The sequence below is a fragment of the Dietzia sp. NPDC055343 genome (assembly GCF_053645265.1).
The window spans coordinates 101,708-113,808 of sequence record NZ_JBSHMJ010000005.1 but is presented as its reverse complement, the minus strand read 5'-3'; the positions used below and the strand labels follow the sequence as shown (position 1 = coordinate 113,808).

The window sequence follows — 12,101 nt, the reverse complement described above, 5'->3', positions numbered from 1 at the left end:
AGCCCCGCCGGCGCACCGCCGCTTCCGGCCTAGACTCGGGTGTCATGCGCGAAGTGCTGACTCTGGTCCTCAACATCATCTGGCTCGTGACCGCCGGGTTCTGGCTGTTCCTCGGCTACCTCGCGGCCGGGATCCTGGCCGTCATCTTCATCGTCACCATCCCGTTCGCCGTGGCGAGCTTCCGGATCGGGCTCTACGTGCTGTGGCCGTTCGGCCGGGAGGTCGTCGACACCGGCCGGTCGGGGGGTGCGAGCACCGTCGCCAACGTCGTCTGGTTCCTCATCGCCGGCCTGTGGCTCGCGATCGGCCACATCGGCACCGCCATCGCCCAGGCCATCACCATCATCGGGCTGCCGCTGGCGTGGGCCAACCTCAAGCTCATCCCCGTGACGTGCTTCCCGTTCGGCAAGGAGATCGTCCCGTCGGACCGGGCGCGCATTATCCCGGTGACCGGCCGCTGACGCGAGGCCCCGGTCGTCGGGCGATCCGGGGGCCCGGTGGCCGGCCACCGGGCCCCGTCGGCGCCCGTCCTCAGTCCTCGAGACGTGGCTGGTGGTGGCTCGCGATCGACACGCGGTTGAACGAGTTGATCAGCACGATCGCCCACTCCAGTGCGGCGAGCTGCTCGTCGTCGAAATGTTCCGACGCGGCCGTGATGGCGGCGGCCCGCTCATCCACATCGTCCAGCCGTGTGAGGGTCTCGGCCAGCCGCAGCGCGGCCCGCTCCCGCTCCCCGAACGCGTCGAGCTCACGCCACGCGGGCAACAGGTCGAGTCGCCGTTGGGATACCCCGGCATCGCGTGCGGCCGGCACGTGGGTGGCCAGACAGGCCGCGCACCCGTTGATCTGCGAGACCCGCACGTTGACCAGCTCGAGCAGCCCCTCGTCGAGCCCGGCCTCGGTCGATGCCTCTCGCGAGGCGACCGCCGAGCGGACGAGCGGCTTGTAGACCTCCCGGTGGACCCGGTCGAGCTGTGGGATCGCCACGTCAGTCCTCCTGTTCGCGCAGCCATGCCATGTCGTCGGGTGTCGGGAGTCGATACGAGTCCGCGAACTCCTCGGCGTTCTTCTCCAGGAATCCCTTGACCATCGGGCACACGGCCACGATCGGCACGTTCTCGGCGATCGTGGCCTCGACGGCGCCGCGGACGAGCGCGGTCCCGATCCCGCGGCCGCCGAATCGCTCGTCGACGACCGTGTGGTGGAAGATCCGATCGTCGCCGCGAGTGCGGAAGTGGGCGTGACCGGCCACCTCGTCGTCGGCCGTTCTGATCTCGAAGGCCTCCTGCTGCGGGTCGCGCCGCACGGTGACGGTCTCTCCGGTCTTGTCGGTGTACTGGCGATCTGTCATCGTCGTCGTCCTTTCCTTCGGGTTCGGCGGCGCCACGGTGCGGGGCCGCAGCGGGTCAGTCGGTCCCGGGCCGGTCGGTCCGGGCTCGCCCCGCCGGGTTGACGCGCGGTGTGAGGGTCGTGGTGGGCAGGGTGGGCGCGGGCAGGCGGGTCAGCCCCTCCGGGTCGTGGCCGACGTAGCCGTGGACGCGTCCGAAGCGCTCCGAGTGCTCCTCCCATTCCTGCCGGTAGCGGGCGATCTCATCATGGGTGCGGCCGATGAAGTTCCACCACATGATGATCTCCTCCTCGAACGGCGTGCCACCGATCAGGACGGCGCGGCCCGGGGAATCGCCGACGTTACGGACGGTCAGCGTGGTCTCACCGACGCCCGTGTAGGCCAGCTGGGCCGGCTCGACGCTCACGCCCTCGAGCGTGAGGTCCCCGGCGTCGACGAGGAGCCCGTGTTCGAAGTCCCGGTCGACGTCGATGGTCAGCTCCGCACCGGGGTCCAGGCGGATCTCCGCCCCGAGCAGCGGGGAGAACGTGGAGACCGGCGACGACGACCCCAGCAACGAGCCCATGAACACCAGGGCCGAACCGCCGTCGAGTGCCACCGGCTCGGGCACGTGGTGATCGAAGCGGCGGCCGCTGGTCTCGCGGTGCTCGTCGGGGAGCACGGTCCACAGCTGCACCCCGTGCAACACCGTCGTGTCCTGGGTCGACACCTCGGTGTGGCAGATGCCGGCGCCGGAGGTCATGAGATTGACCTCTCCGGGCCGGACCACCGCGTGGTTGTCCCCGGAGTCGTGGTGCGTGACGTTGCCCTCGAACAGCCAGCTCACGGTCTGCAGCCCGGTGTGCGGGTGGGAGGGCACGTCCATTCCGCCGCTCGCCGAGACATCGTCGGGCCCGTAGTGGTCGACGAAGCACCACGCCCCGATGAGGGAACGCTGCCGCTGCGGCAGGGTCCGCTTGACGGTCATCGCGCGTGGGCCGCCGAGCGGGACGTCGCGGGAGGTGATGATCTCCACGCGGGCGCCGCCGGGCTCACGGCCGTTGGCCGCCCCGCCGGCCTCGCACTCGATCTCGTCCGGTCGCGGGTCGAGGTTGGTCATGGGTCGCGCTCCTGATCGTCACGTCGGTACAACTGGTCGGGTCGGTCATGGCAGGGTGCGTCAGTCGGCCACCTCGCTCATCGCCCGCCGGTCGTCGGCGGCCTCGCGCCGGAGCTCGAGCTTGCGGGCGTTGATCTTTCCGGCGAGCGCGAGGGTGAGCGCCTTGTCGACGACCGGCACGGGCAGGAGGTCGAGCAGGCGACGTCCGAGGTCCCACTTCACCGCGTAGCGGTGTCGAGGACGGCGGGCGGTCCCGGCAGCCCATACCGTCTCCGCCAGCACCGACGGGTCCCCGGCGACCTCGTCCTGCCCGGCGGCCATCTCCCCCATCACCGATGCCATGGCGGCGAACGGCGAGCCCGGCCGGGTCGACTCCTGGAAGTTGCGCAGGATGGCGGCGGTCATCCCGGTCCGGAACGGGCCGGGCTGCACCAGCACGACGTCCATCCCGAGGAACATCAGCTCGCGGCGGAGCGCGTCGCCGTAGGCCTCCACGGCGTGCTTGCTCATGGCGTAGGGGCCGTTCATCGGCATGGCGTGCTGCGGGCCGGTCTCGGAGCTGATGAGCACCACGCGCCCGCCGCTCTCGCGCAGCAGATCCCACAGCGCGTGAACGGTGCGGACGGTGCCCATGACGTTGACGTCCAGCACGCGCTGGGTCTTCTCGGGGTCGGACTCGGTGAGCGGCCCGATCCCGAGGACTCCCGCGAAGGTGATCAGCACGTCGATGCGGCCGTGCTCGGCGCGCACGCGGTCGGCGACCGTCTCCAACGAGGCCGAATCGGTGACGTCGGCGGCCAGCCCGGTGATGCCTGCGCCGCCGGCGGGCGCCCTGAGGTCGACGGCCACGACCTGCCAGCCGCGCTCGGCGTAGAGCGCGGCCGTGGCGGCCCCGAGGCCGCCCCCGGCACCTGTGACGACGACGACGGGGTTACCGGATTCCGCGGTGTCCATGACCCGACGTTACCGTCGGGCGCCCGTCCCCGGGTGACGCCTCACGCGGCCCGGGTGCGGGCGCAGGGCGTCACCGTAACGGACTGGGCGCCGGGCCGGGCGTCTGTCTCCGAAGCCGGGCTCAAGCGTCGGGCTCAGACGCCGGCGCCGATTCCCAGCTTCCCGGCGAGGCGGTCGATGTAGCCGAGCACCTCGTCTTCGGAGCGGTCCGGCGTGCCGTAGACGAGTTCGTGGACGCCGAGCTCGCGATACATCTCGATCTTCCCGGGCTCTGGTTTCCCGTCCAGGACGACGATGTACGGCTCACCGTCACGACCCGCCTCGGCCCACAGTTCCCGGAGCAGTCGGACGCTCCCGGAGATGTCCTGCGAGATCGGCGTGGTCATCCACCCGTCGGCGCTGCGGCAGATCCACTTGAAGTTCTTCTCGGTGCCCGCCGCCCCCACCAGGGTGAGCGGGCCCGGCTTGCGCGCGGTCTTGGGCCAGGCCCAGCTGGGCCCGAAGTCCACGAACTCGCCGTGGTACTCGGCCTCGTCGTGGGTCCACAGCTCGCGCATCGCCTCGAGGTACTCGCGGAGCATGGTGCGGCGGCGCCCGGGTGGCACGTTGTGGTCGGCCATCTCGTCCAGGTTCCAGCCGTAGCCCACGCCGAGGACGGTGCGGCCGTCTGAGAGGTTGTCGACGGTGGCGATGGACTTGGCCAGCGTGATGGGATCGCTCTCGACCGGGATCGACACGGCGGTGCCCAGCCGGATCGTCCGGGTGACGGCCGCGACCGCCCCCAGTGCGACCCACGGGTCCAGGGTCCGGCAGTAGCGCTCATCGGGCAGCTCGGCACCGCCGGTGCCGGGGTGGGCCGCGTCGCGGCGGACCGGGATATGGGTGTGTTCGGGCACGTAGAACGCGGAGAAACCGGCCCGCTCGGCCGCGACGGCCGCGGTGGTCGGCCGAATCCCCCGGTCACTGGTGAACAGGGTCAGTCCGAACTCCATGCGTGCTCCCTCGTGTGCGGCGCCCGCCTTGAAAGACACCCGACCAGACAGGTGTCCATCGACGGCTGCCGAAAGGCTATCGCACGGAGTACTCGGACGGGCGGGCTTCGCCGACCGCACCCTCGGCCGCCTCGCGCGATGCCCCGTTGCGCGATGCCCCGTTGACGGGCTCCCCGTTCGGCGATGCGGCCGACGCGCAGTCGGCCGCGGTGTCGCTCTCGCAGGTGGCCGGGTCGCCCGGCCGCGACCGCAGCCGCTGCATCGTGTGATCGGCAACGTAGCGGAAGATCTCGTTGCCCGGCGTGGTGCGCGAGAGCGCATCCGCGGCCAGCAGCACCACCGCGCCGGTCCACGTGCTCAGCTCGACCGGCCAGCGCTTGCCGTCCGCGAAGACCAGGCCGGTCCAGTAGGAACCGTCCGCCTCGCGCAGGTGCTGCATGTTCGCGAACTGCTCCAGTGCCTGCTCGTGACGGCCGGCGGCCTCGAGCGCGAGCACGAACTCACACGTCTCGGCGCCGGTCACCCACGGTCGGTGGTCGACGCACCGGATCCCCAGGCCGTCCACCACGAAATCGCCCCACCGGGCGTCGATCCGTTGCTGTGCCTGTTCGCCCACCATCACGCCGGTCAGCACCGGGTAGAACCAGTCCATCGAGAACTCGGGTTTGGGCGTGAACAGCTCCGGGTGCGCGCGCAGCGCGTGCCCCAGCCGGTCGGCGGCCAGATCCCATTCCGGGGCGCTCTCACCGAGCTCCTCGGCGATCGCGACTCCGCACCGCAGGGCGTGGTGGATGCTCGAGGATCCGGTGATCAGCGCCTCGTCGCAGAAGCCGCGCGGGCTGGAGCCCCACCACATCTGTCCCTGCGGGCCCTGATGGGTCAACACGAGATCGAGGGCGCGACGCACGGTCGGCCACATCGACTCCAGGAAGCCACGAGCACCGGTGACCAGGTGGTGATGCCACAGTCCCACCGCGATGTAGGCGCAGAAGTTGGTGTCCGTGTCGGCATCGGCGATCTCGCCGTCCTGCCACTTGATCGGCCAGGAGCCGTCGGCACGCTGGGTGTCCCGGAGGAATCCGAACGCGCGCCGGGCGGCCTCCCACTGTCCGGCGACCGTCAGCCCCATCGCGGACTCGACATGATCCCAGGGGTCGGTGTGCCCACCGGTGAACCACGGGATCTCCCCGCTCGACTTCTGGACGGAGGCGATCCACTCCCCGGTGGCGCGGACCGCGTCCTCGTCCAGAACGCCCGGGACGCCGGGCACGAGCCGCGAACCGGCGGGGGCGTCACCGCCTACCGGTGCGCCCTGCGTCGCGCCGTTACGGGAACCGATGTTCTGGGGCTGCACGGGCGATCAGGCCTCCACGGGCTTACGAAGGTAGAACACGATGGACTTGCCCATCACCGGGTTGAGCAACTTCTCGGCGGTCCGCGTGACCCACGGCCCCTTCATCAGGTCCCACACGAGAAGCTTGTGGTACGCCTTCGGCAGCGGATGGTCGTCCTTGTCCGTACCCACCGCGCACTTGAGCCACCAGTACGGGGCGTGCAGCGCGTGGGCGAATCCGGTCCCGGTGACCTCGAGGCCCGCGGCACGGAGCTTGTAGCCGAGCTCCTCAGCCGTGTAGATGCGGCAGTGGCCACCCGGGTTGGAGTGGTAGTCGTCCGAGAGCTTCCAGCACAGCTTCTCCGGCCACTCCCGCGGGACGGTCACCGCGGCGACGCCGCCCGGCTTGAGGATGCGGACCAGTTCGGCGATCGCCTTGGTATCCTCCGGCACGTGCTCGAGCACCTCGGAGATGAGGACCAGATCGAAGGTCGCGTCGTCGTACGGCATCGCGAGCGCGTCACCGGTGATGGCCTCACCCTTGGATTCCGGGAGCCCGTGCCCCTCCGCCTCCATGGCCGCGAGCATGTCGGCGACCTGCTGCATCTCGTCCGCGTTCTGGTCGAACGCGGTCACGTCGGCTCCACGCCGGTAGAGCTCGAAGGTGTGCCGGCCCAGGCCGGCCCCCACGTCGATGGCTCGCATGCCCGGGGTGACCCCCAGACGGTCGAAGTCAGCGGTCAGCATGCGGCGTCCTCCTGCTCACGGATGTCGTACGTGCCGGCGTCCGGCAGTACCTCGGGCACGTCAGCGGTGACGTGCTCGTCGATCTCGGCCTGATCCGGTCCGATGACCGGCCCGGCGGTGAAGTCCGGCGGCGTCTCGCCGCGGACCCGCGCGATGGCCGCCTGGTAGACCTCGACGGTCCGGCGCGCCACAGCCGCCCAACTGTAACGCTCCATGACCCGTTCCCGGCCACCCTCCGAGAGGCGGCTGCGCTCGGCGGGGTCCGCCAGTAGCGCGCTGATCTGCTGCGCCAACTCGTCCACGTTGCCGGGCTCGACCAGCCGGGCCGCGCAGTCGTCGGTGCCCACGACCTCCGGTAGCGCCCCGGCCCGGGTCGCGACGAGTGCACAACCACTGGACATGGCCTCCACCGCGGGCAACGAGAAGCCCTCGTACATGCTCGGGACGACAGCGATCTCGGCCGTACCCACGAGCTCGGCGAGCTCGTCGTCGTCGACCCCGGAGACCAGGTCCACCGCATCCCGCAACCCGAGTGAATCGAGGAGCTTGGCGGCCTCACCCTTGCGCTTGAGCTTGGAGATCAGCGTCAGGCGCACTCCCGGGTGTTCCTCGCGGACCTTCGCCAGGGCGCGCAGGAGGATCGGCACGCCTTTGAGCGGCTGATCGGCGCTGGCCACACAGACCAGGCGACCCGGCTCGCGGTCGCGGCGGTCGTGGAAACGGTCCGTGTCCACGCCGAGCGGAATGGTGACTATCCGCTGCGGGTCCACACCGAAGTCGGAGGCGATGTCGTCTGCCGAGTTGGACGACACCGTGATGATCTCGTGCAGCCGGCGGGAGACCTTGATCTGCATGCCCAGGAATCCGAACCACCGCCACGTGGTGAGCTTCTTACGCAGCGGCGCCTCTTTCATGGCCAACGCGCGGTCCCGTGTGATCGGGTGATGCACCGTGGCCACCACCGGGAATCCGGCCTCCTCCATCTCGAGGAGGCCGGTACCGAGGCACTGGTTGTCGTGCACCACATCGAAATCCGCGAGCCTGTCTTTGAGGGTGCGGGCGGCGCGGAGGCTGAAGGTCCGCGGCTCCGGGAATCCGGCGGTCCACATGGTGACGACCTCGAGCACGTCGATCCAGTCGCGGATCTCCCGCGGGTGCGGGGTGCGGAACGGATTGGCGTCGTTGTAGAGATCCAGGCTCGGGATCTTCGACAGCGACGGCCCCGGGTCCAGCTCGGGGTACGGCTGACCGGAGAACACCTCGACGGTGTGCCCGAGTGCCGCCAGCTCACGACTGAGGTGACGGACGTAGACGCCCTGCCCTCCGCCGTGTGGCTTACTCCTGTACGAAAGCAGTGCGATCCGCACGGTCGATCGTCTCCCTCCGGTCATCGGACGCCGCGGGCCACTCGCCACAGGCGAGGCGGCCCAGGGCACGTCGGTCAAGTCTAGAACACGTTCGCCCCTGGCCAGAACGCGGCCGGGCTGACGCACCGGACCCCCGGGCACAGTGTGTGCTCGGGGGTCCGATTATGGCGATATCGCTGGTGAACGGCTTACGCGCGCCCACCGACGGCGTTAGTAGCCCAGGTCGTCCAGGCGGACCGACGCGCCGGTGGCGTCGCCGAAACCGTCCTCGGGACCGTAGAAGCCGTCGCCGTAATCCGGGATGGAGTACGCCGCTGCGCGGGCTTCCTCGGTGGGCTCGACCGTCGAATTCCGGTAGCGGTTGATACCGGTACCCGCCGGGATGAGCTTACCGATGATGACGTTCTCCTTGAGGCCCACGAGCTTGTCCGACCGCTTGTTGATGGCGGCGTCGGTGAGCACGCGGGTGGTCTCCTGGAAGGAGGCCGCCGAGAGCCACGAGTCGGTGGCGAGCGAGGCCTTGGTGATACCCATGAGCACCGGGCGCGCCGAGGCGGGCGAGCCTCCCTCGGTGAGCACGCGACGGTTCTCCGCCGTGAGCTCCGCACGCTCGACCAGGGCACCGGGCAGGAACTCGGTGCTGTTCGACTCGCTGATGGCCACGCGGCGCATCATCTGGCGGACGATGACCTCGATGTGCTTGTCGTGGATCGACACACCCTGCGAGCGGTAGACCTTCTGCACCTCGTCGACGAGGTGCTTCTGGACGCCGTTCGTACCGAGGATCGCCAGCACCTCGTGCGGGTCGGCGGGGCCCTCGAGGAGCGGCTGACCGCGGTCGAGGTGGTCGCCGTCGGCGATCGGCCGCGACGAGCCGTCGTCGAGGTCGATGTGCGCGAGGCCCTGACGCTTGGAGAGCTTCTCGTAGACGATCTCGTCCGCCCCGTTGTCCGGGACGATCGTGATCGTGTAGAAACGCTCCTCCTCGTCGAGGCGGATCCGGCCGGCTTCCTCGGCGATCGGGGCCTTGCCCTTGGGGACACGGGCCTCGAAGAGCTCCTGGACTCGCGGCAGACCACCGGTGATGTCGTCACCGACGCCACCCTGGTGGAACGTACGCATGGTCAGCTGCGTACCGGGCTCACCGATCGACTGCGCGGCGACGATGCCGACGGCCTCGCCGATGTCCACCAGCTGGCCGGTGGCCATCGAGCGGCCGTAGCAGGTCGCACACACACCGGTGCCGGTGGTGCAGGTCAGGACCGAACGGACCTTGACGTTCTGCACGCCTGCAGCGATGAGCGCCTCGATGGTCGGGTCACCCAGGTCGGTGCCCGCGGCGACAATGACGTTGCCCGAGGCGTCCGTGGCGTCCTCTGCGAGCGTCCGGGCGAACGTCGAGGTCTCGACGTGCTCGTCCCGCTCGAGGTCACCGGTCGGGTTGCCCTGGACGTCCATGACCGGACGGGCGATGACCGTCTCGACACCCTTGTTGGTGCCACAGTCGGTCTCGCGGACGATGACGTCCTGCGACACGTCGACCAGACGCCGGGTGAGGTAGCCCGAGTCGGCGGTACGCAGGGCGGTATCGGCCAGACCCTTACGGGCACCGTGCGTGTTCATGAAGTACTCGAGCACCGTCAGGCCCTCGCGGAACGAGGACTTGATGGGCTGCGGGATGAACTCGCCGTTCGGACGCGTCACCAGACCCTTCATGCCCGCGAGCGCTCGGATCTGGGTCATGTTGCCCGCCGCGCCCGACTTGACGATCGTCGGGATCGGGTTGGTGTCCGGGTAGTTCGCCTCCATGGCCTGGCCGATCTCGTCGGTGGCCTCCTGCCAGAGCTTGACGAGGTCGCTCTTGCGCTCCTCGTCGGTGATCTTGCCCAGGTCGAACTGCGACTCGAGGCGCGCGGCCTTGGCGTCGTAGGAGGCGAGGATCTCCTTCTTGGCCGGCGGCACGAGCACGTCGGACATGGCGATGGTGACACCCGAGCGGGTGGCCCAGTAGAAGCCGGTGTCCTTGAGCTTGTCCACCGTCTGCGCCACGACGATCATCGGGTAGCGCTCGGCCAGGTCGTTGATGATGACGGCCTGACGCTTCTTCGGCATCTGCTCGTTGACGAACGGGTAGTCCGTCGGGAGCAGCTCGTTGAACAGGACGCGGCCGAGCGTGGTCTCGGTGATCCACTCCTGGCCGGGGGCCCAGCCCTCGGGGAACTTCTCGGCCTCGATCTCGGCGGACGGACGCTGATGCGTCAGACGCATCTGGACCGGCGCGTGGATGTCGAGCACACCGAGGTCGACGGCCATGATGGCCTCGGCCGGGGTCGAGTACACACCCTGGGCCGGCTCGTTCTCGGTGGCCGGCACGTGGGAGCCGGTCGCCCCCTCGTCGAGACGGGTCAGGTAGTACAGGCCCGTGACCATGTCCAGTCGCGGCATGGCGAGCGGACGGCCGGACGCCGGCGACAGGATGTTGTTCGAGGCGAGCATGAGGATGCGGGCCTCGGCCTGGGCCTCCGCGGACAGCGGGAGGTGGACGGCCATCTGGTCACCGTCGAAGTCGGCGTTGAAGGCCTCACACACCAGCGGGTGCAGCTGGATCGCCTTACCCTCGACGAGCTGCGGCTCGAACGCCTGGATGCCGAGACGGTGCAGCGTGGGCGCACGGTTGAGCATCACCGGGTGCTCGGCGATGACCTCTTCGAGCACGTCCCACACCTGGTCGCGCTGACGCTCGACCATCCGCTTGGCGGACTTGATGTTCTGCGCGTGGTTGAGGTCCACCAGACGCTTCATGACGAACGGCTTGAACAGCTCGAGTGCCATGAGCTTGGGCAGACCACACTGGTGCAGCTGCAACTGCGGGCCCACGACGATCACGGAACGACCCGAGTAGTCGACGCGCTTACCGAGCAGGTTCTGACGGAAGCGGCCCTGCTTGCCCTTGAGCAGGTCGGACAGCGACTTGAGCGGACGGTTGCCCGGGCCCGTGACGGGGCGGCCGCGACGACCGTTGTCGAACAGTGCGTCGACGGACTCCTGCAGCATCCGCTTCTCGTTGTTGACGATGATCTCGGGCGCGCCGAGGTCCATCAGTCGCTTGAGGCGGTTGTTGCGGTTGATCACACGGCGGTACAGGTCGTTGAGGTCCGACGTGGCGAAGCGGCCACCGTCGAGCTGGACCATCGGGCGCAGCTCCGGCGGGATCACCGGGACGGCACCGAGCACCATCGCGGCCGGGTGGTTGCCCGACTGCAGGAACGCCGAGACGACCTTGAGGCGCTTGAGCGCCCGGATCTTCTTCTGCCCCTTGCCGTTGCGGATGACGTCGCGGAGCGACTCGGCCTCGGCCTCGAGGTCGAAGTTCTCCAGCAGCGACTGGATCGCCTCGGCGCCCATGCCGCCCTCGAAGTACTCGCCGAAGCGGTCGTCGAGCTCGCGGTAGATGCCCTCGTCGACGATGATCTGGTTGACGTCGAGCTTGGTGAAGGTGGTCCAGATCTCCTCGAGACGGTCCAGCTCACGCTGGGCCGCTTCGCGGATCTTCTTCATCTCCTTCTCGCCGCCGTCCTTCACCTTGCGGCGCTGGTCGGCCTTGGCGCCCTCGGCCTCGAGCTCGGCCAGGTCGGCCTCGAGCTTCTTGGCGCGCGCCTCGATGTCGGAGTCACGCTCGTCCTCGATGATCTTGCGCTCCTCGACGACCTGGGCCTCGAGGGTGCTGAGCTCGTTGTGGCGCAGCTCGGTGTCGACATCGGTGATGACGTACGCGGCGAAGTAGATGATCTTGTCGAGATCCTTGGGCGCCAGGTCGAGCAGGTAGCCCAGGCGCGACGGAACGCCCTTGAAGTACCAGATGTGCGTGACCGGCGCGGCCAGCTCGATGTGGCCCATCCGCTCACGACGCACCTTGGCGCGGGTCACCTCGACGCCACAGCGCTCACAGATGATGCCCTTGAAGCGGACGCGCTTGTACTTACCGCAGTAGCACTCCCAGTCCCGGGTGGGGCCGAAGATCTTCTCGCAGAACAGGCCCTCCTTCTCCGGCTTGAGGGTGCGGTAGTTGATGGTCTCCGGCTTCTTGACCTCGCCGTAGGACCAGTTACGGATGTCCTCGGCGGTGGCGAGGCTGATGACCAGCTCGTCGAAGTAGTTGACGTCCTGCACGTAGGCGTCCTTTCCCGGGTGGGATGATGGCGGGCCCCGCTCGGGGTGGGGCCGCTTGCGGGGCCCGCCGTGGTGGAACTGAATTCTTCGG

General features: G+C 69.1%; 10 protein-coding genes. 1 reads left to right on the top strand and 9 read right to left on the bottom strand.

From position 1 onward, the window contains the following. Positions 1–44: 44 nt before the first annotated feature. Positions 45–461 carry a YccF domain-containing protein gene (locus ACWIE7_RS04210; protein ID WP_454068642.1) on the top strand — a complete coding sequence of 139 codons (417 nt, stop codon included), beginning with the start codon at positions 45–47 and terminating at the stop codon, positions 459–461. Positions 462–531: 70 nt separating this feature from the next. Here the strand turns inward: ACWIE7_RS04210 and ACWIE7_RS04205 are convergent, their stop codons facing one another. The 9 genes from ACWIE7_RS04205 to ACWIE7_RS04165 all read right to left on the bottom strand — a co-directional run bounded on the left by ACWIE7_RS04205 (position 532) and on the right by ACWIE7_RS04165 (position 12,010). Further along, complete coding sequence (locus tag ACWIE7_RS04205; protein ID WP_454068641.1) at positions 532–987, bottom strand: carboxymuconolactone decarboxylase family protein; 456 nt, start codon at positions 985–987, stop codon at positions 532–534. Position 988: 1 nt separating this feature from the next. Next, on the bottom strand, positions 989–1,351 hold the full coding sequence (locus ACWIE7_RS04200) for a GNAT family N-acetyltransferase (protein WP_452098561.1): 363 nt from the start codon (positions 1,349–1,351) through the stop codon (positions 989–991). A 55-nt stretch (positions 1,352–1,406) separates the two neighbouring features. Continuing rightward, on the bottom strand, positions 1,407–2,447 hold the full coding sequence (locus ACWIE7_RS04195; protein WP_454068640.1) for a pirin family protein: 1,041 nt from the start codon (positions 2,445–2,447) through the stop codon (positions 1,407–1,409). A 60-nt stretch (positions 2,448–2,507) separates the two neighbouring features. Further along, positions 2,508–3,401 carry an SDR family NAD(P)-dependent oxidoreductase gene (locus ACWIE7_RS04190; protein ID WP_452098559.1) on the bottom strand — a complete coding sequence of 298 codons (894 nt, stop codon included), beginning with the start codon at positions 3,399–3,401 and terminating at the stop codon, positions 2,508–2,510. 134 nt (positions 3,402–3,535) lie between these two features. Then, positions 3,536–4,393, bottom strand: coding sequence for an LLM class F420-dependent oxidoreductase (locus ACWIE7_RS04185; RefSeq protein WP_454057629.1), 858 nt, complete (start codon positions 4,391–4,393; stop codon positions 3,536–3,538). 76 nt (positions 4,394–4,469) lie between these two features. Further along, positions 4,470–5,663 carry a prenyltransferase gene (locus ACWIE7_RS04180; RefSeq protein ID WP_454057701.1) on the bottom strand — a complete coding sequence of 398 codons (1,194 nt, stop codon included), beginning with the start codon at positions 5,661–5,663 and terminating at the stop codon, positions 4,470–4,472. Between the two features lie 90 nt (positions 5,664–5,753). Continuing rightward, complete coding sequence (locus tag ACWIE7_RS04175; RefSeq protein ID WP_454057630.1) at positions 5,754–6,473, bottom strand: class I SAM-dependent methyltransferase; 720 nt, start codon at positions 6,471–6,473, stop codon at positions 5,754–5,756. Beyond that, complete coding sequence (locus tag ACWIE7_RS04170) at positions 6,467–7,840, bottom strand: glycosyltransferase family 4 protein (RefSeq protein ID WP_454057631.1); 1,374 nt, start codon at positions 7,838–7,840, stop codon at positions 6,467–6,469. The genes ACWIE7_RS04175 and ACWIE7_RS04170 overlap by 7 nt, the downstream gene beginning before the upstream one ends. Before the next feature lie 210 nt (positions 7,841–8,050). After that, positions 8,051–12,010: a DNA-directed RNA polymerase subunit beta' gene (locus ACWIE7_RS04165; RefSeq protein WP_452098556.1), complete on the bottom strand. Its 3,960-nt coding sequence runs from the start codon at positions 12,008–12,010 to the stop codon at positions 8,051–8,053. Positions 12,011–12,101 lie beyond the last annotated feature (91 nt).